The 23,450-nt window shown below is 74.0% G+C and carries 17 protein-coding genes; 5 read left to right on the forward strand and 12 right to left on the reverse strand.

Going from position 1 to position 23,450, the window contains the following annotated elements:
- Positions 1 to 44: 44 nt before the first annotated feature.
- The 5 genes from OG500_RS32680 to OG500_RS32700 are packed head-to-tail and all read right to left on the reverse strand — an operon-like array spanning position 45 to position 9,855.
- Entirely contained in the window at positions 45 to 791 is a 747-nt protein-coding gene (locus tag OG500_RS32680) for a thioesterase II family protein (RefSeq protein WP_329585418.1), read from the reverse strand.
- Complete coding sequence (locus OG500_RS32685; RefSeq protein ID WP_329585420.1) at positions 788 to 3,994, reverse strand: amino acid adenylation domain-containing protein; 3,207 nt, start codon at positions 3,992 to 3,994, stop codon at positions 788 to 790. Before OG500_RS32685 ends, OG500_RS32680 begins: the two co-directional genes overlap by 4 nt.
- Complete coding sequence (locus OG500_RS32690; RefSeq protein ID WP_329585423.1) at positions 3,991 to 6,180, reverse strand: beta-ketoacyl synthase N-terminal-like domain-containing protein; 2,190 nt, start codon at positions 6,178 to 6,180, stop codon at positions 3,991 to 3,993. Before OG500_RS32690 ends, OG500_RS32685 begins: the two co-directional genes overlap by 4 nt.
- The gene (locus OG500_RS32695) at positions 6,180 to 9,542 is read right to left on the reverse strand and encodes a non-ribosomal peptide synthetase (protein WP_329585426.1); all 3,363 of its coding nucleotides are present in this window, start codon (positions 9,540 to 9,542) and stop codon (positions 6,180 to 6,182) included. The genes OG500_RS32690 and OG500_RS32695 overlap by 1 nt, the downstream gene beginning before the upstream one ends.
- On the reverse strand, positions 9,532 to 9,855 hold the full coding sequence (locus OG500_RS32700; RefSeq protein WP_327070448.1) for a phosphopantetheine-binding protein: 324 nt from the start codon (positions 9,853 to 9,855) through the stop codon (positions 9,532 to 9,534). Before OG500_RS32700 ends, OG500_RS32695 begins: the two co-directional genes overlap by 11 nt.
- Positions 9,856 to 10,524: 669 nt before the next feature.
- Here OG500_RS32700 and OG500_RS32705 point away from each other — a divergent pair.
- Entirely contained in the window at positions 10,525 to 11,166 is a 642-nt protein-coding gene (locus OG500_RS32705; RefSeq protein ID WP_329585429.1) for a helix-turn-helix transcriptional regulator, read from the forward strand.
- A gap of 10 nt (positions 11,167 to 11,176) precedes the next feature.
- Here the strand turns inward: OG500_RS32705 and OG500_RS32710 are convergent, their stop codons facing one another.
- From OG500_RS32710 to OG500_RS32730, 5 genes are all read right to left on the reverse strand, one after another.
- Positions 11,177 to 11,863: a response regulator transcription factor gene (locus OG500_RS32710; RefSeq protein ID WP_329585432.1), complete on the reverse strand. Its 687-nt coding sequence runs from the start codon at positions 11,861 to 11,863 to the stop codon at positions 11,177 to 11,179.
- Complete coding sequence (locus OG500_RS32715; RefSeq protein ID WP_329585434.1) at positions 11,860 to 13,092, reverse strand: sensor histidine kinase; 1,233 nt, start codon at positions 13,090 to 13,092, stop codon at positions 11,860 to 11,862. The genes OG500_RS32710 and OG500_RS32715 overlap by 4 nt, the downstream gene beginning before the upstream one ends.
- 327 nt (positions 13,093 to 13,419) lie before the next feature.
- Complete coding sequence (locus OG500_RS32720; protein ID WP_329585437.1) at positions 13,420 to 14,052, reverse strand: FxLYD domain-containing protein; 633 nt, start codon at positions 14,050 to 14,052, stop codon at positions 13,420 to 13,422.
- Positions 14,053 to 14,189: 137 nt separating this feature from the next.
- Positions 14,190 to 15,494 carry a hypothetical protein gene (locus OG500_RS32725; RefSeq protein ID WP_329585440.1) on the reverse strand — a complete coding sequence of 435 codons (1,305 nt, stop codon included), beginning with the start codon at positions 15,492 to 15,494 and terminating at the stop codon, positions 14,190 to 14,192.
- Positions 15,495 to 15,530: 36 nt separating this feature from the next.
- Positions 15,531 to 16,451: a YhjD/YihY/BrkB family envelope integrity protein gene (locus OG500_RS32730; protein ID WP_329585443.1), complete on the reverse strand. Its 921-nt coding sequence runs from the start codon at positions 16,449 to 16,451 to the stop codon at positions 15,531 to 15,533.
- A 194-nt stretch (positions 16,452 to 16,645) separates the two neighbouring features.
- On the opposite strand from OG500_RS32730, the gene OG500_RS32735 reads away from it, so the two are divergent.
- The 3 genes from OG500_RS32735 to OG500_RS32745 all read left to right on the forward strand — a co-directional run bounded on the left by OG500_RS32735 (position 16,646) and on the right by OG500_RS32745 (position 19,576).
- Positions 16,646 to 17,809, forward strand: a complete 1,164-nt coding sequence (locus OG500_RS32735) for an ADP-ribosylglycohydrolase family protein (RefSeq protein WP_329585446.1) — start codon at positions 16,646 to 16,648, stop codon at positions 17,807 to 17,809.
- 112 nt (positions 17,810 to 17,921) lie between these two features.
- Positions 17,922 to 18,965: a GlxA family transcriptional regulator gene (locus tag OG500_RS32740; protein WP_327070456.1), complete on the forward strand. Its 1,044-nt coding sequence runs from the start codon at positions 17,922 to 17,924 to the stop codon at positions 18,963 to 18,965.
- The gene (locus OG500_RS32745; protein WP_327070457.1) at positions 18,962 to 19,576 is read left to right on the forward strand and encodes a DJ-1/PfpI family protein; all 615 of its coding nucleotides are present in this window, start codon (positions 18,962 to 18,964) and stop codon (positions 19,574 to 19,576) included. Before OG500_RS32740 ends, OG500_RS32745 begins: the two co-directional genes overlap by 4 nt.
- Positions 19,577 to 19,655: 79 nt before the next feature.
- Here the strand turns inward: OG500_RS32745 and OG500_RS32750 are convergent, their stop codons facing one another.
- Both OG500_RS32750 and OG500_RS32755 read right to left on the reverse strand, forming a co-directional pair.
- The gene (locus OG500_RS32750) at positions 19,656 to 20,786 is read right to left on the reverse strand and encodes a serine hydrolase domain-containing protein (protein WP_327070458.1); all 1,131 of its coding nucleotides are present in this window, start codon (positions 20,784 to 20,786) and stop codon (positions 19,656 to 19,658) included.
- A gap of 314 nt (positions 20,787 to 21,100) precedes the next feature.
- Positions 21,101 to 21,865, reverse strand: coding sequence for an SAM-dependent methyltransferase (locus tag OG500_RS32755; protein ID WP_327070459.1), 765 nt, complete (start codon positions 21,863 to 21,865; stop codon positions 21,101 to 21,103).
- 633 nt (positions 21,866 to 22,498) lie between these two features.
- Between OG500_RS32755 and OG500_RS32760 the strand changes: the two genes are divergently transcribed.
- Positions 22,499 to 23,419: a ParB/RepB/Spo0J family partition protein gene (locus tag OG500_RS32760; protein WP_327070460.1), complete on the forward strand. Its 921-nt coding sequence runs from the start codon at positions 22,499 to 22,501 to the stop codon at positions 23,417 to 23,419.
- The last annotated feature ends 31 nt before the right edge of the window (positions 23,420 to 23,450 follow it).

Genomic DNA, 23,450 nt, shown 5'->3' on the forward strand with positions numbered 1-23,450 from the left:
CTCGAGTCCTTACCTGTACGGGGTCGGTGAACGGTCGGGTCCGGTCAGACCTGCTGGAGCAGGTCCGCCGTCAGCAGGCCGAGCAGCTCGGGGCCGCTCGGACCGGTGGGGAAGAAGTGGTCGCCCGGGAGCATCCGCAGGCTGAACGCGCCACTGGTGTGGCTGCGCCAGGCGTCGAGCTCGGACTCCGCGACCGTGGTGTCGGCCAGGCCGCCGTAGACGCTGATCGGGATCGACAGCGCCGGGCGCTCCCGGTAGCGGTAGGTGAAGTCGAGCTCGAAGTCGGCCCGGATCGAGGGCAGTGCCAGGCGCAACACCTCGGGGCGGGCCAGCACCTCCTCGGGCGTGCCGCCGAGCGCGACCATGATCTCGGCCAACTCCCGGTCACCCAGCCGGTGGTAGGGCAGCGCGGCGCTGCCGAGCCGGGGTGCCCGGTGGCCGGCCGCCACCAGGGCGAGCGGCGCGTGGCCGGCCGAGTCCCGCAGTCGGTCGGCCAGTTCGAAGCCGATCACCGAGCCGAGACTGTGCCCGAAGATCACCGTGGGCAGCGCGGGCTCGGCCAGCACCGCCTCGGCCAGGTCCTCGGCCAGCGGGTCCATCAGGGTGTACAGCGGCTCCCGCAGCCGGCCGCCGCGGCCGGGCAGTTGGACGGCGCAGACCTCCACCTCGCTCGGCAGCAGCTCGCCCCAGGAGCGGTACATCGCGGCGGCGGCACCGGCCCCGGGCAGGCAGAGCAGGCGGATCCGGGCCCCGGGGCGCGGCGGGAAGCGCAGCAGCCAGCGGTTCCTCACGGCGTTCCCCCCTGTCGCAGCCGATCGGCCAGCTCCCCGATGGTGGGGTGGTGGAAGAGCTGGCTGACGCTGATGGCCAGCCCGGCCTCGCGGGCGCGGTGGACCACCCGGATGCTCTTCAGCGAGTCGCCGCCGATCTCGAAGAAGTCCTCGTCCACGCCGGTCTGCGGGCGCCCCAGCACCTCCGCCCAGATCTCCGCCAGGGTGCGCTCCAGCTCGTCGCGCGGCCCCGTCGGTTCGCCGCAGCGGTGCCGGTCGGGCAGCGGCAGCGCCGCGCGGTCCACCTTGCCGCTGGAGTTGAGCGGGAAGCGGGGCAGCACGACCAGGTGGCCGGGGACCATGTAGCGCGGCAGCTGGTCGCGCAGCCGTTCGCGCAGGACCGCCGTGAACCCGTCGGCCGTCCCGGCACCGGCGGTGAGCACCAGGTAGGCGGTGAGCGCCGGTTCGCCGCCGGGGGTGGCGGCGGGGGTGGTGGTGACCAGCGCGTCCTGCACCTCGGCCTGGTCGCGCAGCACGTTCTCGATCTCGCCGGGCTCGATCCGGAAGCCGCGGACCTTCAGCTGGTGGTCGTTGCGGCTCAGGAACTCGATGGTGGCGTCCGCCCGCCAGCGCACCAGGTCGCCGGTGCGGTAGAGCCGGGCACCGGGGGTGTCGCCGTAGGGGTGCGGCACGAAGCGGTCGGCGGTCAGCTCGGGCCGGCCCAGGTAGCCGCGGGCCAGCGCCACCCCGCCGAGGAACAGCTCGCCGGGAACGCCGACCGGAACGGGCCGCAACTGCCCGTCCAGCACGTACACTTCGACGCCCGCGATGGGCCGTCCGATCGGCACCCGGGCCTCGCGCAGGGCACCGGAGCCGGCCGGTGGCGGCGGGCACTGCCACTCGGTGACCTCGATGGAGGCCTCGGTGGGCCCGTAGAAGTTGGTCAGCCGCACCGGCAGCCGGTCCAGGCAGCGCTGCGTCAGCTGGGCCGGCAGCGCCTGCCCGCTGCAGAAGACCCGCTGCAGCGACTTGCACCGCTCCAGGTCCGGCTCCTCCAGGAAGGCCTCCAGCATCGGCGGCACGAAGTGCACCGTGGTGACGGCCTCGCGCTCGATCAGGTCGACCAGGTAGCCGGGGTCGCGGTGCCCGTCCGGCGCCGCCATCACCAGCGTCGCGCCGGCGGTCAGCGGCCAGAGCAGCTCCTGGACCGACACGTCGAAGGTGTACGGGGTCTTCTGCATCACCCGGTCCGCCGGGGTCAGGCGCTGGGAGTCCTGCAGGGCGTGGATCCGGTTGGCCAGCCCCCGGTGCGGCACGCCCACCCCCTTGGGCTCGCCGGTGGAGCCGGAGGTGTAGATGACGTAGGCCAGGTCGTCCGGGTCGACGCGGGCCGCCGCGGGCGCCGTGGCGGGCCCGGTGAGGGTGTCGACCGCCAGCACCGGCACCCCCGCCCCGGCGAAGGAGTCGGCCAGCTCGGCCGTGGTCAGCACCTGGGCGGCGCCCGACAGGCGCACCAGCTTGGCCAGCCGCCCGGCCGGGTCCTCGGTGGACAGCGGCAGGTAGGCGCCGCCGCCGCGCAGCACGGCCAGGATCGCGGGCACCAGCTCCAGCCCGCGCGGCAGGCAGAGCGCCACCACCTGGCCCGGGCGCGCGCCCTGCTCGGCCAGGCAGGCGGCGATCAGCCGGGCCCGCTCGGTCAGTTCGGCATAGCTCAGCCCGGTGCCCTCGAAGGCCACCGCGCCGCGCTCGGGCGTGGCCTCGGCCTGGCGCTCGATCAGCTGGTGCACCGGCAGGTCCCAGGCGTGCGGTTCGGCGCTGCGGCTCCACTCCCGCAGGATCTGCTCGGCCTGCGCCGGGCTGAGCAGCGAGAGTTCGGCGGCCTTCGCCTCCGGCCGCTCCAGCGCGTCGTCCAGCAGGTTGCGGTACTGCTCGGCCATCCGTGCCACGCTCGGCGCGTCGAACAGCTCGGTCCGGTACCGGATGACCGCCAGCGCGCCGTCCCCGCGCGGGGTGATCTCCAGCCAGAGGTCGCTGAAGGTGGTGGCCGGCCGCGCCGGCAGCACGTCCACCTCGACCCCGGCCAGCTCCGGGAACGAGTTCGGCTGCTGGAGCGCGAACATGTGCTGGAACAGCGGGTCGTGGCTGGCCGTGCGGTCCAGCCGCAGCGCGGTCACCAGCTGCTCCAGCGGCACGCCCTGGTCGCCGATCGCGGCCAGCGTGGTGCGCCGGGCGCGCTGCAGCAGTTCGGCGAAGCGCGGGTCGCCGGTCAGGTCCATCCGCAGCGGCAGGGTGTTGACGAACATGCCGATCAGCGACTGGGCCGCGGAGCTCGTGCGCCCGGCCGAGGGACTGCCGATCACCAGGTCCTGCGCGCCGGAGAGCCGGGAGAGCAGCAGGGCGTAGGCGGTCAGCAGGGTCATGAACGGGGTGACCCGGTGCCGGCGCGAGGTGAGCAGCACGCGCTGCCACAACTCGGGCTCCAGGGTGAACGCGTGGACGGCGCCCTCGTAGCCCTGGACGGCCGGGCGGGTGTAGGTGGTGGGGAGTTCGAGCACGGCCGGCGCCCCGGCCAGCCGCTCGCAGAGCCGCGCCAGCGCCTGCTGGGCCGGTTCGCCGAGCAGCTCCGTCCGCTCCAGCTCCGCGTAGTCGGCGAACTGCATCGGCAACGGGTCGAGCCGGGGCGTCTCACCGGCCCGGTAGGCCGCGTAGAGGGTGGACAGCTCCAGGTGGAAGCGGGCCATCGACCAGGCGTCGCCGATCGCGTGGTGGCAGATCACCGCCAGCCCGTGGTCCTCGGCGCCCAGCCGCAGCAGGCTGGTGCGGATCAGCGGGCCGGTGGCGAGGTCGAACTCGCGCAGGGCCTCCTCGGCCACCAGGATGCTGGCCCGCTCGGTCTGCTCGGCGGCCGGGACGCCGGTCAGGTCGATGACGGGCAGGGGGAGTCGCAGCTCGGCGGCGATCAGCTGGTGCGGCTCGCCGGACTCGGCCGCGAAGGTGGTGCGCAGGATCTCGTGCCGGTCCACCAGGTGCTGGAGCGAGCGGTGCAGCGCGGCGGTGTCCAGCGGGCCGCGCAGGCGCAGGGCCGAGACCAGGTTGTAGGCGGCGTTGCCGCCGGTGAAGTGGTCCAGGAACCAGAGCCGCCGCTGGGCGAAGGAGGCCGGCGCGGTCCTGGCCGGCGACCGTCCGGCGCCCGGCAGGCCGCCGGTCGGGTCGGTGTCGGTCACGAGGTCCCCCGGGTGTCGTCGGCGGCCTCGGAGGCCTGCAGGGTGGTGAGCAACTCCTGGATCACGACCGCGAATTCGGTGACAGTGGGTGCGTCGAAGATCGCCTCCAGCGGCGGCGCGACCCCGAAGTCGTCCTCGACCAGCGAGAACAGCTGCACGGCGGTGAGCGAGTCGCCGCCCAGCTCGAAGAAGTCGCGCTCCGCCAGGTCCTCGGTCTCGCCCAGCACCTTGGCGAAGAGCACCGCGAGCCGCTCCTCGATGGACGCGCTGTCCTGCGCACCCCCGGCCGGCTGCTCCGCCGGGGCGCCGGTGACGGCGTCGGCAGCAGCAACGGTGGCGGTGACGGCGGTGACGGCCGACGCGTCCGTGTCCGGTGCGGTGAACGGCTCGGGCCGGATCAGGTGGTGCCGGCGCTCGAACGGGTAGCTGGGCAGCGGCACCCGGTGGGGGAGCGCGCCCTCGTGCAGGCGGGCCCAGTCGACCGGGCTGCCGTCCTGCCAGATCCGTCCCAACGCGCCCAGCAGGGCGGCGCGTTCAGCCGTGGGAAGCTCCAGCGCCAGCCGGTCGAGCAGCTCGCCCGGCGTGGCGCTCCCGGGGGCCTGGGAGACCGGCGCCGTCGCGGTGGCCGACAGCGCCGCGATCGCCTCGGCGCGGTCGGCGCAGACCACGTGGCGGCGGTGCGCGAAGGCGCGCCGGCCGCTCTGCAGCGTCCAGGCGACATCCGCCAGCGGCTGCTCGGGGTGCTGCTCCAGGTGCCGGGCCAGCCGCTCGGCCATCGCGGCCAGCGCGGCCGGGGTCCGGGCGGAGAGCACCAGCAGCTGGGCGCCCTCGTCCCGCGCGGCCCGCTCGGCCGCGCGCGGCGCCTCCTCCAGCACCACGTGCGCATTGGTGCCGCCGATGCCGAAGGAGCTGACGCCGGCCCGGCGCGGCCCGGCCGAATCCCAGGCGCGGTGCTCGGTGTTCACCGTGAAGGGGGTCTTGGCGAAGTCGATCACGGGGTTGGGACGGTCGAAGTGCAGGGTGGCGGGGATCGCCCGGTGCTCCAGCGCCAGCGCGGTCTTGATCAGCCCGGCCACGCCGGCGGCGGTGTCGGTGTGCCCGATGTTGGTCTTGGCCGAGCCGAGCAGCACGGAACCGGCCGGCACCTCCTCCTCGGCGCGGAAGGCCTGGGTCAGCGCGGAGACCTCGATCGGGTCGCCGACCGGGGTCCCGGTGCCGTGCGCCTCGACGTAGGAGATCGAGGCGGCGCTCACCTCGGCCGCCGCGTGCGCGAGCCGGATCACCTCGCTCTGGCCCTGCACCCCGGGCGCGGTGAAGCCGGCCCGCTCGTGCCCGTCGTTGTTGACCGCGGAGCCGCGGATCACGGCGTGCACGTGGTCGCCGTCGTCCAGCGCGTCCTGCAGCCGGCGCAGCACCACCACGCCCGCGCCGTCGCCGCCCACGATGCCCTTGGCGCCCGCGGAGAAGGTGCGGCAGCGGCCGTCGGGCGACATCGTGCCGCCCTCCACGTAGCGGTAGCCCGAGCGCGGCAGCCGCAGCGTGATCCCGCCGGCCAGCGCCATGTCGCAGTCGCCGGCCAGCAGTGCCCGGCCGGCCTCGTGGACGGCGACCAGCGAGGACGAACAGGCCGTCAGCACCGCCATGCTGGGCCCGGTCAGGCCGAGCTTGTAGGAGATGCGGGTGGCCAGGTGCTCGGGCTCGTTGGAGATGGTCAGCGTCAGGGCGTCGACGCCGGGGAACCGCTCGGCCTGGGCCTGGGTCAGCGCGGCGTAGCCGTTGCGGCCGGTGCCGGCGTAGACGCCCACCGTGCCGGGCGTGGTGCGCGGGTCGTAGCCCGCCCGCTCCAGGGCCTCCCAGGCGCACTCCAGGAACATCTGGTGCTGCGGGTTGAGCAGGGTGGCGTCGCGGGAGGAGAACTGGAAGAAGTCCGCGTCGAACTCGCCCACGCCGTCCACGATGCCGTGCATCGGCACGTAGCGCGGGTCCTCCAGCGCCGCCGGGTCGTGGCCCCAGGCGCGCAGCTCCTCGGCGGAGAAGGCGCGCACCGAGTCCACCCCGGCCGTCAGGTTCGCCCAGTACTCCTCGGGCGTCGCGGCGCCGGGGAACCGGCACGCCATGCCCACGATGGCGATGTGCGTGTCGTTCTCGGCGGCGTAGTCGTCGCTGCCGTAGTCCTCGCCGGTCATCAGATCGTGTCCTTCGGTGTGCTGTCGGCGAGCTGTGAGGTCTCGTCGGGGGTACGGGCAGGGGTGGGGCGCCGGTTCTGGGCGCGCAGCGACTTCAGTCGGCTGCTGCCGCGCCGCAGGCGGTCGGCGGCGGGGGCGGGGTCGGCGGCCGTCGGGGCGGCATCGCCGGTCGCGGCGGCGGGTGTGGCGGCGGGTACGGCGGGCTGGGCGTCGAGCCGGCGGGCCAGGGCGGCGATGGTGGGGTGCTCGAAGACGGTGAGGATGCTCAGCTCCTGGTCCAACTCCGCGGCCAGCGCCTCGCGGACGGTGGCCAGCAGCAGCGAGTGGCCGCCGATGTCGAAGAAGTTGTCCTGGGTGCCGAAGTTCTCGTGCCCCAGCGCCTTCGCCCACACGGCGGCGATCCGCTGCTCCAGCGGGGTGCGCGCGGCGCCCTGCGGCACGGTCCGGCCGGCCAGTGGCACCGCCTGTCCGGCCAGCGCGTCGCGGTCGACCTTGCCGTTGGCGGTCAGCGGCAGCGCGTCCAGCACCTGGTAGTCGTGCGGGCGCATGTAGCCCGGGAGTTGGCGGCCGACCTGCTCGTGCAGCTCGGCCCGGTCGGGCGGGCTCGCGGGGTCGGCGAGCACCAGGTAGGCGGTGAGGACCGGTTCGGCCGTCCCGTCGGGCCCGGCCGGATCCGCTGCGACCAGCGCGACGATGGCGTCCCGCACGCCGGGGTGGGCGCGCAGGATGTTCTCGATCTCGCCGGCCTCGATCCGGAAGCCGCGGATCTTCAACTGCTGGTCGTTGCGGCCCAGGAAGTCGAGAGTCCCCTCGGGCCGCCGGCGCACCAGGTCGCCGGTGCGGTAGAGCCGGGCGCCGGGGGTACTGCTGAAGGGGTGCGGGACGAAGCGGTCGGCGGTCAGCTCGGGCCGGCCCAGGTAGCCGCGGGCCAGCGCCACTCCGCCCAGGTACAGCTCGCCCGGCAGCCCGATCGGCACCGGGTTCAGCTCCTGGTCCAGCACGAGGGCCTCGACGCCCGCGATCGGCCGGCCGATGTCCGGCAGGGCGCCGCGGCCGTGCGTGTCGGGCGCCACCGGGCCGGAGGTGGCGACCACCGTGCCCTCGGTCGGACCGTAGTTGTTGACCAGCTGGAACGGAAGCTCCCGGGACCCGATGCCGCGCAGCCGGTCGCCGCCGGTCAGCACCGAGCGCGGGGCGCCGCCGGCCGGCCAGGGCGCGGCGGCGATCCGCTCGACCAGCGGAGTGGGCACGAAGCAGCTGGTCACCTCGCGGTCGACCAGCCAGTCGGTCAGCTCGCCCGGGGACAGCACGGTTGCGGCGTCCGGCACTTCGAGGGTGGCACCGGCGGCCAGCGTTGGCCAGATCTCCCAGACCGAGGCGTCGAAGCCCGGAGCGGCGATCAGCGTGCTGCGGTCGCCCGCGGTCAGGCCGAAGGTGCGGTGGTGCCAGGCGACCAGGTTGGCCAGCGCCCGGTGCTCGATCATCACGCCCTTGGGCAGGCCGGTCGAGCCCGAGGTGTAGATCACGTAGGCGAGGTCGGTGAGCCGGGCGCGCGGCACCGCCTCGGCGGCCGGAGCCTCGGCGGCCAGCGCCTGGGCGAGCGTCAGCACCGTCACGGTGTGCGGCAGTGCGATGTCCTGATGGTCCGTCAGGACCAGCAGCGGGCGCGCCTCGGAGAGCACTGCGGCCAGCCGGCCCGGCGGGTTGGCCGGGTCCAGCGGCAGGTAGGCGGCACCGCTCTTCAGCACGCCGAGCACGGCGACGACCAGCTCCGGTCCGCGCGGCAGGCAGGTCGCCACCAGGGCGCCGGGCCGGGCGCCCGCCGCACGCAGCCGGGCCGCCACCAGCTCGGCCCGGCGGTCGAGTTCGGCGTAGCTCAGCGACCGGTCGGCGGTGCGCACCGCGATGGCCTCGGGCCGTTCGCGGGCCTGCCGCTCGACCAGCGTGTCCACGCACTCGGCGCCGGGCGCCGGCGGCGCCTCGGCACCGGCCAGCACGGTGCGCTCCTCCTGGACGCCGAGCAGCGGCAGCCGGGCCAGCGGCGCCTCCGGTGCGGCCAGCGCCGCGGTCAGCAGTCGCTGGAACCGCTCGCCGAGCAGTCCTGCGGTGCCCGCCTCGTACACGTCGCTCTGGTAGCTCACGTAGCCGCCGGACTGCTCCGGTCCGAGGGCCACCTGCAGGGTCAGCTCGAACTTGGCGGTGCTGATCCGGATCGGCACCGGGCTCGCGGTCAGGCCGCGCGGACCGGTTACCGCCGTGGTGGCGCTCTCGTAGCTGAAGGCGTGCTGGAAGATCGGGTGCCGCGAGGTGGTCCGCTCGGGCTGGAGCTCCTCCACCACCTGCTGGAAGGGCAGGTCCTGGTACTCGTGCCCGGCCAGGAAGGTGTCGCGGACCTGCGGCAGCAGCTCGGCGAAGGTCATCCCCGGGCGCAGCCGCACCCGCAGCGGCAGCACGTTGACGAAGAGCCCGACGATCCTTTCGGTCTCCAGCCTGGTGCGGCCGCTGACCGGCACGCCGATCACCACCTCCGCGGTGCCGGCCAGCCGGGCCAGCAGCACGGCGTACGCGCTGAGCAGCACGGTGAACTTGGTGACCCGGTACCGGGTGGCCAGGGTCCCCAGCTGCTGGGCGAGTTGCGGGGAGAACTGGAAGGGCCGGGAGGCCCCGGCGCCGCTCGGCACCGCCGGGTGCGGCCAGTCGGTCGGCAGCGAGAACTGCTCGGGCGCACCGGCCAACTGCTCCCGCCAGTAGGCCATGGCCTCGGCGCGGCGCGGTCCGGCCAGCATCTGGCGCTCGGCGGCGGCGTAGTCCCGGTAGTCGTACGCCTCGACAGCCGGTTCGGCGCCCTGTTCGGGGGCGCCGTCGAGCGCGGCGGCGTACTCCTCGTTCAGGTCGCGCTGCAGGAGGCCGATCGACCAGCCGTCGACCACGATGTGGTGGAAGGCGAGCACCAGCACGTGCTCCTCGGCCGCGAGCCTGATCAGCCCGGCCCGGAAGAGCGGGCCGCCCACCAGGTCGAAGGTGCTCAGGGCGAGGCGGTCCACCGCCTCGCCCAGTGCCCGCTCGCGGGCGGGCGCGGGCAGGTCGGTGAGGTCGGTGACGGGCAGCTCCACGGTCAGCCGCGGCGCGATCCGCATCATCGGCACGCCGTCCACCAAGGGGATGGTGGCGCGCAGCAGGCTGTGCCGCTCGGCCAGCCGGGCCACCGCCCGGGTCATGGCGGGCAGGTCGAGCGGGCCGCGCAGCCGGGTGGCCTGCGGCACGTTGTACTCGCTGCTGTCCGGGCGCAGTTGCCAGAAGAACCAGAGCCGCTGCTGGGCCGAGGAGAGCGGCGAGAGCGGCTGGTGCGCGTCACCGCTCACCGGTGGCCACCTCTCCGGCGAGCAGGGGTGCCGTGTAGCCGGCGAGTTCGGCAAGCGTGGGGTGGTCGAAGAAGGCCGCCAGCGGTATCTCCACCCCGAGCGTCCGGCGGGCCCGGGAGATCACCTGCGAGGCGGTGAGCGAATGGCCGCCCAGCTCGAAGAAGTTGTCGTCGGCGGTCAGGTCGTCGAGGCGCAGCACGTCCTGCCAGATGAGGGTGAGCGCGTTCTGCAGTTCGTCCAGCGAACCAACGCTGGCCGGTGATTCCGGCACCTGCTGTGCGGTGCTGTCCGTCGATTGCCCGTGGAGGGTCATGGCCGCAGGCTTCCTCTCTGTCCGAAGCGTTGTGGGAAGGGGTCAATTCGGGCCTGCTGCAAAGACCTTCACACAGGTTGCGGGGCCTGGCACTGATCCAAAGATTCCCGGCCGGGCAGAGGGAATGCAACCCGTCCTACCCCTTGGGGCGAGGACGGTCGCACTTAGGGGCAACGGAAGTCCAAATTCCGTTTTTCCCGGCCGGTGATCACGGGAAGGTTTCGGTGGTCGTGGCCCGATGGGCGGCCGGGCTGTGCGAGATGCCCCTTCGGGCAGTTCGGGTGCGCCTCATGGTGCAGCCGGGCGCTTGCACGGTCGAGCGGTTCGCGGACGCCCGACAGGGCCGAGTTCCAGCCACTCGGGCAGGGGTGCGATGCTGCTCGGTGGGGGCGATAGGGCCGCTCCTGTCCGGACTGTCCGGTTCTGTGCCCAGGAATCCGGGGAGTTCCGAGAACGGCGCATAATGACGGGGTTCAAGTCGCCGAAGCGGGTTGAACTTGCACCGACAACCGTGATCGATCTAGCCTCTTCCGGTCGTCCGGGGCCGCTTTGTCAGCGCAGGGCCGGGCGGTCCGACGAGGCTCGCGAGTACCTGTGGTGCACCTCGGCAGGCCCTTGCGGAATACCCGCCCAGGGAATTCGGTCCAACGCGTAGCCGGGGGGCTAATCATGAGTGAAAAATCCGTGAAATCCGTCACGGTGGCTGTTCTGGCCAACGACCCGGTGACGGGCGAGGGGGCGGTCTGGTGGCTCTCCTCCTGCAAGGAGATCACCGCCAGCTACTGGACCTGGCGCCATCCGGCCGACGTCCTGCTGGTGCTGGCCACCGAGGTCACCGCGGACACCCTCGCGCGGGTGGAGCGGGTCCAGCACGAGACACCGGACAGCGTCCTGCCGATGGTGCTGGTGGCCCAGGAGTTTCCCGAGCACCACATGCTGCGGGCCATCGACCTCGGTCTGGTGAGCTATCTGCACCGGCAGGAGAGCGGCTTCGACGACATCAAGCGGGCCGTCCACGAGGCCGCCGCCGGCGGCCGCGACCCCTCGGTGCAGCAGGCGCTGATCGGCCACATCCGGGCGCTGCGGGACACGGCGCTGGCGCCGGCCGGCCTCAACCTCGCGGGTCTGGCCGACCGCGAGGTCGAGGTGCTGCGGTTCCTGGCCGAGGGCCTGAGCACCAAGCAGATCTCAGCGAAGCTCAGCTACTCGGAGCGCACCGTGAAGAGCATCGTGCACGGCGTGGTCACCCGGCTCAACCTGCGCAACCGCACCCACGCCGTGGTCTACGCGCTGCGCACCGGGATCATCTGACGCCCCGGCATCAGCCGGCGGAGCCGGCCGTCACCAGTCCGCTCTCGTAGGCCGCGATCACCGCCTGCGCGCGGTCGCGCACATCGAGCTTGCCGAAGATGCTGGTGATGTGGTTCTTCACGGTGGAGACGCTGATCTCCAGCTCGCCCGCGATGGCGGCGTTGTCCAGACCGCTGGCCATCAGCCGCCACACCTCGACCTCACGCGGCGTCAGCTCGCCCAGCTCCGGCGCCGGTGCGGGCGGCTGCGGGCGCCGGGGCGTGGTGACGAAGGTGGAGATCAGCCGGGTGAGCAGGCGCGGTGCCACCGCGGCCTCGCCGCCGTGCACGGTGCGCAGCGCCGCGAGCAGCTCCTCCGGCGAGACGTCCTTGGGCAGGAACCCGGAGGCGCCCGCACGCAGTGCGGCCACCACGTACTCGTCCATGTCGAAGGTGCTCAGGGCCAGCACCCGGCACTCGGGCAGCTCCCGGACAAGCCGCTCGGTGGCCTGGACCCCGTCCAGCACCGGCATCCGGATGTCCATCACCACCACGTCGGGCCGGTGCAGCCGGGCGAGCTCGACCGCCTGCTCACCGTTCTCGGCCTCCGCCACCACCGCGACGGCCGGGTCGGGGGCCAGGATCAGCGCCAGCCCGCGCCGCACCAGCGGCTGGTCGTCCGCGATCAACACCCTGATCCGCTGCGGCGATTCACTCATCCCAGCAGCTCCTCTCGCTCGCCCGGCGCCACCGGCAGGCTGGCCGCCACCCGGAAGCCGCCGTGCTCCAGCGGTCCGGCCACCATGGTGCCGCCCTGCAGGGCGACGCGTTCCTGCATTCCGATCAGACCGTACCCGCTGCGCCCCGGCCCCGGGCCCGCCGCCCCGGCGCGGCCTGCCCCGACCCCGGTCGGCACCCCGGGGCCGGTGTCGCGCACCTCCACGGTGATCCGGTCCTGGCGGTAGGTCAGCTGGACATAGGCCTGCGCCTGGCCGCCGGCGTGCTTGCGGGCGTTGGTCAGCGCCTCCTGGACGATCCGGAAGACGGTCAGGCCCAGGGTCGGCGCCAGCGCGCGCTGCTCGCCGCGCACCGTGAACTCCACGGGCAGGCCCCCGAGTCGGGACTCCTGGACGATCCGCTCCAGGTCCCCGGTGCCCGGCTGCGGCGCGTTCGGCGCCTCCTCGGCCTCGTCACCGGCCCGCAGCACGTCGAGCAGCTGGCGCATCTCGCGCAGCGCCAGGCGCCCCGAGCCCTCCAGGGTGACCAGTGCCTCGCGCACCACCTCGGTGTCGCCCCCGAGGTTGGCCCGCGCGCCGCCGGCCATCAGCTGCATGGTGGTGATGTGGTGCGCCACGATGTCGTGCAACTCCCGGGCGATGCGGCGGCGTTCCCGGGCCACCGCACGGTCGGCCAGCAGCTTGCGCTTGGTGGCCTGCTCGCGCTGGACGTAGTTGACCACGGCGGCCGTGCCGACGACCAGCGCGGCGGCGACCACGGCGCTCGACGCGTCCCCGAGGGTGGGCGGGAACGGCTGCCCCCGGCCGATCAGCGTCACGGCGGCCGTGGCCGGGGCGGCCGCCAGGGTCACCGCGATGCGTCCGGCCCGCGCGACGAAGAACAGCGCCAGCGCGAGGGAGGCACCGAAGTGGTGCGGCGCCGCCGAGACGCCCTGATTGAGCAGGAGGTTGACGGCCAGCACCGCCGCCGGCGCGGCCAGCGGCCAGCGGCGCCGGGCGAGCAGCGGCAGGACGGCGAGCACGGTCAGCACCAGGCCGGCCGCCTGGACCGGTCGGCCGTCCGCCGAACCGCCGAGCGTGTAGCCGAGCAGGTCCAGACAGGCCGCTCCGGCGCACAGCAGCGCGTCGTTGCGGGTCCAGAGCAGGGTGTCGGCCTGCAACGCCTGCCGCACCCGTGTGCCCAGCGCGCTCGGCGCCCGGCGCGTGGCCATGTGGTGTCCCTCCCGCAGCGGCACCCGGGACTTCACCGGTACGCCATGACAGCTGTTCGGCGCCCATTCTCGCACCGCGGGCGGAGCCTGCCCCGGGCCCCCGCGGTGACCGTGACCAGGACCAGGGTCCTGGTCACGGGCCCTTCCCCGGCCCCCGGTCCCGGTGGCGTTCTCCTCCTGCGCCCCGAGGCGGCGGGGGGTCGGGCCGTGATGGTCTGGAGATCAGCCGGGAGCCCCCGGCACCTGCACCACTGCCGGAGGACCGCGTGACACGGGTCGGGCCCCACCGCTCGTCGCGGTGGGGCCGGACCCGCGGGGTACCCGCCCTCAGTAGCGCTGCGCCGTCGCGACCTTCGCGCTCAGCGCGACGTCCGTGTCCTTGGTGCTGAACGCCACCGGCTGCGCCTTCTGACCGGCGGCCAGGTGCTGGACGCCCACCACGGTGCTGTCCACCTTGGCGCCCGAGGCGTCCAGGAAGTCGATCCGCACGGCGTAGTTCGCCGCGCTGGAGGTGCTGTTGGTGATGGTCACGACCACCGCGTTCAGCCCGCCCGAGGTGGCCTTGGGCACCCCCGTCAGGGTCACGTCGCCCACCGCGTTGCCGGTGCCCGTGACGTCGGCGAGCGCGGCCGAGGCCGAGGCCTGCGCCTTGGCCCCGGCCGCGGAGACCGAGGCCTCGAAGGAGGCGGCGGCGGCCGAGACCGAGGAGGCCGCCGAGGAGACCGCGGCCTGTGCGGAGGAGGCGAGCGAGGAGACCCCGGAGGGCACCGAGCCGGAGAAGGAGGCCGTCGCCGGGGAGAACGGGGTGGCGCTGGTGGCGCCGCCGGAGGAGGTCTTGGAGGAGCTGCTGCACGCCGCCAGCCCGGCGACGGCGCCGGCCGTCAGCACCAGCGCCGTCGCGGCCGTCAGGCGGCCGGCCGTCGTGTGGCGTGTGGAGTTCCCTGCGTGGCTTCTGTTCAAGGTTCCGCCCTACTCACTGGCCGGGAACCGCTCCCGCGCCGTCATGACCCACCGTCACCCGTGGCCCGAGCAGGCGGCCACCCGCGCTGCTCCAACCGGCGCCCGGCCGGACCCGGGCGTCGGCGTCCGGTCGGCGCTCAGGGGCCGGCGGCCGGCGGTCCGGCCGGTCGGGTCGGCTCCTCCTCGACCACGTCCAGCAGCTCGATCAGGGTGAGCACGAAGACCACCGCGAGCCCCAGCACCACCACGACCCAGCCGGTGGGGTAGGGCCAGAGCACCAGGGTGAGCCCGGCCGCGCCGACCACCGCCCACTCCAGCACCCGCTTGGACCGGTGCACCCAGGGCCCGACCGGCCCGGTGTGCAGCCCGGCCCGCCCGGCCGCCGCGCGTGCCGCGTGCGGACCGGCCCGCCAGATCTCGCGCAGCTGCCGGGCCCGGCGGTTCGGGCCGCTCAGCCAGGCCCCGAGGGCCACCGCGAGCCCGAGCACCACGTACGTCCGTACGCTCACCCGCAGCAGTCGCACCAGCGCGTCGTAGACCGCGCCCGCCGCGGGCTGGGAGACGGAGGCGGGCAGCGCGTCCAGGTAGAGCACCCGGAAGACGCTCAGGCCGATCCCGAGCGCGACGGTGGCCGCGGTGGCGCCGAGCGCGAGGGCGATCAGCGCCGTGCGCCGGTGCCGGGCGAGCAGCAGGCCGACGACGGCGAACAGCACCGCGGCCACCGGCAGCCAGGTGCCCGCCAGCTCCAGCAGGCGGATCCCGGTGCGGACCGACCCGACCTGGGAGGAGTCGAGCACGGTGTACTGGACGTGGATGGTGGGGATCGCGTTCGCCACGCTCGCCCCGGAGTCCACCAGCTGCTGCTTGAGCTGGCCGATGAGCGGGGCCAGGTCGATGGTCACCGCGTTGTCGGTCAGCTGCACCGCGCCGCCGCCCTGGCCGGTGAGCGCCTTGGTGAACTGGTCGTGCACCGTGCGGTTGGCCTGCACCCAGAAGCTCGCGAAGGCGGGGCTGGAGACCACGTTCTGGGCCGCGCCGCGCACCAGGCTCTGCAGCGCGCTGTCGATCGAGCCGCTCAGCTGCCCGAGCAGCCCGCCCAGCACGGACTGGTCGGAGGGCGCCACCTGCTGGATCAGCGAGTTGACGCTCAGGTTCTGGGTGACGGCGGTGGCGATCCGGTCGGCCACCGCGTTCTGCACCGCCGGGTCGCCGGCCAGCGGGGCGACGGTGGCCACGTAGCGGTCGGTGTCCTCGGCCAGGCTCGCGGCCCAGACCGCGACCACGCTCAGCGGGGTCAGCAGCGCCGCGAGCACCAGCAGCAGCCCGGCGAAGGCCGCCCGGGTGCGCCGCGCCGCCGGCCCGGCCCGCTCGGCGTCGGTGCGCTCGCCGTCGGCGGGCTCGCCCCCGGGGGGATTGCCGTCGGTGGGATCGGCTGTCGCCATCTCAGGTCTCCGTTCCTCCCCCCTCGGGTGGGCCGGCTACTCGTCCGCCGGGTCCACCGGCGGTGGCCGCTCCCGCGGGTCGTCCTCGGGGGTGCCGAGGTAGCGCGCCAGGAAGGTCTCCTTGGCGAGGGTGGCGCCGATGGTCAGCGCGCCCGTGAGCACGGCGCAGACGGCGACCAGCCAGGACAGCAGGGTGAAGATCGACCCGAGCGCCCCGTACGCGGCCAGGCTCCGGTTGAGCGCGCGCGGGATGTAGAGGTGGGCGGTGATCGACAGCGCGGCGGTCGCCGCCGCGGTGAGCACCGCCGCGGGCAGCAGGGGCAGCCAGGGCACCCGGCCGGCCAGCAGCAGGCGCTGGGTCCACCACCAGAGGCACACGCTGCTCAGGAAGCTCAGCGGCACCCCCACCCAGAGCCCGGCCCCGAAGCCGTTGCGCACCGGACCCTGCAGGACCAGGACCACGAGCCAGGTGATGATCCAGGCGAACCACCGCCAGATCGCGACCCGGGTGGGCGACGGCCCCAGGTCCCAGGCACGCTGGCAGATCCGCGCCAGCGCGCGGCTGGAGCCGGTCGCGGAGAGCAGCACCATGATGGTGCCGATCACGCTGGTGGTCTCGCGCAGGTTGCCGCCCTCGGTCGCGTAGAGCGCCTGGAGCTGTTCGGCGCCCGCGCCGGTGAGGCCGAAGACGGTGCGCACGGAGTGCATCAGGTTGGTGCGCACGGTGTTGGGCGCCGTGGCGGCGACGACGAAGAGCAGCGGGACGGCGGTCAGGAAGATCTGCGCGGCCAGCCGGGTGCCGGACTCCATGATGCGGGCGGCGATCAGACGCCCCGTCAGGGTGGTCAGCACCGGCATCCGCCGTTCGGCATCGCTGATCGTGCGCCCGCAGTAGTCACGCGTCGACCGTGACCAGGAGGAGACCCGCGCGCGCACACCGTGCCGATCGGGCGCCATCGAGGGGGCTGCTCCTTCGGGCTGCGGGCGGCTGCGGGGGAACTCGCCAGGTGTTCCCCCGCAGCGCGGCCCGGGTACCGCGACGGGCGGGCGACCAGCCGGACGGAGCAGCACGTCCGTCCGTTCGAGGAGTGTGCTGGAATGCTGCACTGCGCCGGGAATGCCGGAGAACGACCCGAGGGGGATCTGTCAGCGTGAAGCAGCGCTCGTGGAACGAACTGACCGCCTACCGTGCGCGGCTGCGCGGCTGCCTGCTCGGCGGCGCGATCGGGGACGCCCTGGGCAACCCGATCGAGTTCCTGTCCCTGCCGGAGATCCGGGCCAAGTACGGCGAGCACGGCGTCACCGGTCCGGTCGCCGACGGCGAGGGGGTGATCGGCCGGGTCACCGACGACACCCAGATGACGCTCTTCACCGCCTCCGGCTGGCTGAGCGGCTACGCCCGCGCCAAGGCGAAGGGCATCGGCGGCGCGGAGACGACGATCCTGCGCGACGCCTACCTGTGCTGGCTGGAGACCCAGACCGAGCCGTCGCCGCCGCCGCACCAGGGGCTGCGCCACCGCACCGGATGGCTGCGCGAGGAGCAGTGGCTGTACGCCCGTCGGGCGCCCGGCAACGCCTGCCTGTCCGGCCTGCGGCAGACCCACGTCCCCCGCCTGGGCGATCCGCTCGACGGGCGGCCCGGACCGGTGAACCCGCACTCCAAGGGCTGCGGCACGGTCATGCGCTCCGCCCCCTTCGGCTTCACCGACCGGGACGCCAAGGCCGCCTTCGAAGCCGCGGCGCACTGCGCCCAGATCACCCACGGCCACCCCACCGGCTACTACGCCGCCGGCGCCTTCGCCGCCCTGATCCACCACCTGCTCGACGGTGTGCCGCTGGCCGCCGCCGTGCTGCTCGCCCTGGACCTGCTCGCCCGCTATCCCGGCCACCAGGAGACCACCGCCGCCCTGCGCGCGGCCTACGAGCTGGCCACCGAGGGCGGCGAGGCGACCGCGGAGAAGCTGCAGACGCTGGGCGCCGGCTGGGTCGCCGAGGAGGCCCTGGCCATCGCGGTCTACGCCGCGCTCGCGCCGACCCGGCATCAGACCTTCTACGTCGACCAGCAGGGCCCCCACTGCCACCCGAGCCCGCCGCGCACCCCGATCGAGGCGGCCTTCCTGCTCTCGGTCAACCACTCGGGCGACAGCGACTCCACCGGCTCGATCTGCGGCAACCTGCTCGGCGCCCAGTACGGCGACGTGTGCCTGCCGCCGGACTGGCTGCGCCGGATCGAGGGCCGGCGGGCGATCGCCGTGCTCGCGGACGACATCGCCGCCGAGGTGGCTCCGGGCGAGCAGCGCAGCTGGATCTACTGACACCCCGCCGGCCCCGGCCCGGCGCCGTGCCGTGCGCCCCTCCGGGTGGATGGCGCGATTCGTGGGATGCGTGTCGTTGACGCCACGATCGGCGCGGGCGCAGGCTGAGGGTGTGGCCAAATCCCGCATCGTCTTCGTGATCTTCGACGGCTTCCAGCCGCTCGACCTGGTCGGTCCGTACGAGGTGTTCCAGCACGCGGGCCGCCAGTCGGGCGGCTTCGAGTGCCAGGTGGTGGCGCCCGCCGCCGGGCCGGTGCGCTCGGCCGGCGGCCTGCCGGTGCACGCCGAGTACGGCGTGGCGGACCTCGATCCGCGGGGCACCGACACCCTGGTGGCGGTGGGCGGCGCGGGCGTCGACCGGGCCCGGCACCAGCGGGCGCTGGTCGACTGGGTCGCCGCCGCCGGCGCGGACGCCCGCCGGGTGACGTCCGTCTGCAGCGGGGTCTTCCTGCTGGCCGCCGCCGGCCTGGTCGACGACGGCTGCCGGGTCACCACGCACTGGTCGCGCGGTGAGCAACTCGCCCGCGAGCACCCCGGGTTGCAGGTGGACTGCGATCCGATCTTCGTGCGGGACGGGCGGGTGTGGACCTCGGCCGGGGTGACCGCCGGGATGGACCTGGCGCTCGCCCTGGTGGAGGACGACCTCGGCCGGGCGGTGGCCCACGCCGTCGCCCAGGAGCTGGTGCTCTTCCTGCGCCGCCCCGGCAGCCAGTCGCAGTTCAGCGTGCCGCTCTGGTCCCGTCAGCCGTCCAGCGATCCGATCCGCACCGCGGTGGCCGCGATCCACGCCGACCCCGGCGCCCGGCACGCCGTCGCCGACCTGGCCGCCCAGGCCGGGCTGAGCCCCCGTCACCTGCAGCGCCGCTTCACCGCCGAGCTCGGCGCCCCGCCGGCCGGCTACGTGGAGCGGGTGCGGGTGGAGGCGGCCCGCCGGGCGCTCGCCGAGGGCGACGACCCGCTGGAGGCGATCGCCCGCCGGTACGGCTTCGGCACCGCGGAGACGCTGCGCCGCTCCTTCCACCGGCAGGTCGGCGTGACGCCCTCCGACTACCGCGACCGCTTCCGCACCATCAACCCCGACCCCGTGCCCGTCCCCGGCCCGGTGCCCGTCCCCGATCCAGCCCCCGTCCCCGAGCTTCGAGGGAGCGCGACATGACGACCTATGGACTGCTGCTGTTCGACCGTGCCGAGGAGCTCGACTTCGTCGGCCCCTGGGAGGTGTTCACCGCCTCCGCCATGCTCCGCGCCGAGGCCGGGCACACCGACCGGGCCGTGCTGATCGCCGAGCGCCCCGGCCCGGTGCGCTGCAGCAAGGGCATGCGGGTACTGCCCGACCACACCTTCGACGACCACCCGCCGCTGGACCTGCTGCTGGTCCCCGGCGGCCAGGGCACCCGCACCGAGGTGGCCAACCCGGTGCTCCTCGAGTGGATCCGCAAGGCCGACGCCCAGGCCGCCTGGACCGCCGGCGTCTGCACCGGCGCGCTGCTGCTGCACGAGGCCGGCCCGGCCCGGGGCCGCCGGGTGGCCACCCACCACGCCTTCGAGGACACCCTCCAGGCGCGCGGCGACATCACGGTGGTGCGCGACGCCCGGTACGTGATCGACGGTCGGCTCGCCACCAGCCAGGGCGTCTCGGCGGGCATCGACCTCGCGCTGTGGCTGATCGGCCGCCTGCACGGCCGCGACCACGCCCGCGCCGTGCGCCGCTACATCCAGTACGAGCCGGCCCCGCCGTACCTGGCCGACGAGCCGCTGGCGGACTGACACGCGCCTCGGCGCCCGGCCGCGGGTCTGTCGTGGCCGGGCGCCGAAGCGCGTGGGGTCGGCGTGGGGCTGCCGCGCCTCAGAGCGCGCAGTAGGCGTTCATCAGGGCCGTGCCGGTGTCGCGCTGGCCGGTGGTGCCCTGGGCCAGGTGGTACTCGTTGTTGACGAGCACCACCTGCTTGGTGCCGTCGTCGTTGCTGGCCCAGGTACTGAAGTAGCCGAGGACGGAGCCGTTGTGCGACCAGGCCCATGTGCCGCAGGGCATCTGGCTGTGGACGATGCCGAGGCCGTAGTAGGAGGTGCCGGTGTTGTCGGTGGGCACCCCGGTCTTGAGCTCGGCCTCCTGGGCGGGCGGCAGCAGCTTGCCGGTGAGCAGCGCCCGGCTGAAGGCGGCCAGGTCGTCCATGTTGGACACCATCGCCCCGGCCGTGCCGGTGATCTGCACGTCGGAGACCGTGGAATCGAGGAGGAGGAAGTCCGAGACGTACTGGTAGCCGTGCAGGTAGGTGCCGGACATGCCCGGGCCGCTGGGGAACGAGGTGTGGGTGAGGTCGAGCGGCGTGATGATCCGGTTCTGGATCTCGTCGGCCGGGCTGTTCCCGGTGACGGCGGTGATCACCATGCCCGCGAGCAGGTAGCCGGTGTTGGAGTAGGCCCACTGCTGGCCCGGTGCCGTGGTCGGCTTGCGGGAGTTCAGGGCGAGGTTCACCAGGTCCTGCGGCGCGAAGGACTGGTTCGGGTTGAGATTGGCACGCCAGGTGAGGGCGACCAGCGGCAGGTAGTCGGGCAGCCCGGAGGTGTGGTTGAGCAGCTCCCGGACGGTGATCTTCGAACCGTCGTAGCCGTTGGCAGTGACCGCGTTCGGCAGCCACTTGGCGACGGAGTCGTCCAGCGACAGCCGGCCCTCGGCCTCCAGCTGGAGCAGCACGGTCGAGACGAACGCCTTGGTGTTGCTGCCGATCCGGAACAGTGCCTGCGGGTCGGCGGGGACGCTGCCGGTGACCGTGCCGTTGCCCTCGTGGATGTAGGTGGTGCTGTCGCCCTGGCGGACCAGACCGATCTCGCCGGGGTACCCGTCGAGGACGCCCTGCTTGGCGCCGGCCTGCAGGATGGCGACCGCGCTCGGCACGTCGGCGCTCGCCGGGCCGATGCCGGCCAGCGCGGCCAGGGTCAGGCTCGCGGCGGCGGCGATCAGACGTACGGACCTCATGGGACTCCCTGATGGACGGACGGATGTGGTCCACCGCCGCGGCGCGCGACGGTGGACCGGACACCTCCGATGCTGCTGCCCGGGCGGGAAGTCCGAACAGGCCATCCGGCCGGTCATGCCACCGGCCATCCGTGACCGGTGGCCCAGGGCCCCTCTGACGGATCCTGCCGGGCGCGCAGCGCCGGGAAGCCCGTCTGCCGCATCACGAACGCCAGCCGCTGCCCACCAGGTGCACACCGGTGCCGGCGAGCCCGACTGCGCAACCCGCTGTGCACGCCCGCCGGGAGCGCTGCGGTCACCTGTCGCGCGGCCGGTCAGAGCACGGGGACCAGGGTGAGGTAGGCCAGGCCCAGCACTCCTCGGTAGCCGCGCAGCCAGCTCGCCCGGTGACGGTCCAGCCGCTCCCGGGTCTCGGCGGCGAGCGGGTGGCCGGTGCGGCCGGCCAGCCACTCCTCCACGTCGCACTGGTAGCCCGACTCGAACTCCTCCCACTCATCGGCATCGGCCGTCTCGATCCACGAGGGCCGGAACCCGGCGGCGACGGCGAGGTCGACCAGGCCGGCCAGGTCGTGGTGCTCGGAAGCTGCGGCGCCCGGCCACATGGCGGCGAGTTCGGCCTCGGTCGGCGGGCGCTGCCAGAAGCCCTCGCCGAGCACCACCCGCCCGCCCGGCCTGACCAGCCGGCGCAGTGCGTGCAGCGCCGCGACGGTGTGGTGCGGCGCTTCGGCGTCGCTGAGCGCCTGGCTCGCGCCCAGGCAGAGCACCAGGTCGGCGGGCTCGCGCGCGGTGCCGATCGCCGACTCCTCGGCGAACTCGACGCGGTCGGCCAGCCCGCGGGCCCGGGCGTTGTCGCGTCCCCGGGCGAGGTCCACGGCGTTGAGATCGACGCCGAGGCCGGTGGCACCGGGGGTCGCTTCGAGGACACGGAGCATCAGTTCGCCCCAGCCGCAGCCGATGTCCAGCACGGTGGTGGGCGTGGCCCGGCTGAGCCTGCCGGTCAGCCGGGCGGCGCGGGCCTCGGAGAGCGGGCCGTGGAAGGTGAGCCGGGTCAGCCGCGGCGGAAGGTCGGTGTCGTCCATGACGCGCACGGTAGACCGGCGCGGGCCGGACGGGCACCGATTTAGGGCCGTTCAGGCCCGTTCCTCGCACCGGGTCGCCGTCGGGGGTTCCGCAGTTCGCAGGTTTCGCCCTCGCGAACGGATGGATCGTCAGATCGGTTCACGCTCTTTGGTAACAATCGCCGGCGCGGGGAGTGGGGAGTCGACTTCGAGGGTGGGTCGTCCGCTCGAATACAAGGCATGGCAGGGGTCGTTGGGGTGAATATCCGGTCTTGAACTCTACGCGCGTGGAACTTAGTCTCTGGACATGTCAGACCGTTTGCGCCGACCGTCCGGGTGGGCAGCTCCGATCCGCCCTCCCTCGCCGTGCGGGGAGCGCGCGCGACCCGGCCGAGGGCAGGCGGAGCCCGGTCGGGGCAGGGGGAAGGCGGTGCGGCGGCGGCACGCACCGCAGCGGCCCGCGGCGGGACCGCCCAGGTCCGATGCGGCGTCAACTCGCCTGCTGTGCGGGTTCGTCCACCATCGACCCAGATTTTCCTGATCGTCTTGACGGCTCCTGATCGGACTGAAGCGGTGCCCCCGGCTCCAGGAAGATCGTGGACGCCCGCTACGCACTGAAGAGGTGACCCCATCACCCAGGAAACGGCGCACGATGTGAGCAGCGTCGCTCACATCGTCACAGTACGAAGCACGGAGTACCTGCCCGTCGGGGCGCTCCGGCCGGGACTCTCGCCCCGGCTCGCCGGGGAGGACGAGGCCCACGTCCGCATGCTCGCGGAGTGCGGGGCCCGGTTGCCCCCGATCCTCGTCCAGCGGAGCACCCTGGTGGTCGTGGACGGCATGCACCGGTTGCGTGCGGCCGAGTTGCGGGGCGACACCCGGATCGAGGTGAGCTACGTCGACGGCCCGGACGACGAGATCTTCGTGCGGGCCGTCGAGGAGAACATCGCGCACGGCCTGCCGTTGTCGCTGAGCGACCGCAAGGCCGCTGCGGCCCGGATCCTGGCGGTGCACCCGGAGTGGTCGGACCGCATGGTCGCCAAGACCGTGGGCCTCTCGCCGAAGACGGCCGGTGTGGTCAGGCGGCGTGCAGCCGAGGAGATTCCACAGTTGCACACGCGGATCGGCCAGGACGGGCGCAGTCGCCCGCTGCGCTCGGTCGAGCCGCGGCGGGTGGCCGCCGAACTCATCGCGAGCCATCCGGAGACCTCCCTGCGGGAGGTCGCCCGCCGCACCGGTGTCTCGATGGGGACGGCCCGTCGGGTGCGCCAGGAGCTGGCCGCCGGCGGCTCCGCGGGGCAGGAGCGGGTGGCGTCGACGCAGCGGGACGGGCGGACCATCGTCCAGGCGCTGGCGAACGATCCGTCGCTGAGGTTCTCCGAGGCCGGCCGGGGACTGCTCCGGCGGCTGACCGCGAACGCCATCGAACCGGCCGAGTGGGAGGAACTGCTCGCGGCGGTTCCGCCGCACTGCGTCGACCTGGTGGCGGAAATCGCCGCGGATTACGGCCGCGCCTGGAATCAGTTCGCCAAGAGCCTGCGGAGTGCCGAAAAGCGTCCGGCCATGGGCGCCTGACACCGGAACACCTGTTGCTCCCCTGCGGATC

This window comes from Kitasatospora sp. NBC_01250, from assembly GCF_036226465.1.
Taxonomy (GTDB): Bacteria; Actinomycetota; Actinomycetes; order Streptomycetales; family Streptomycetaceae; genus Kitasatospora.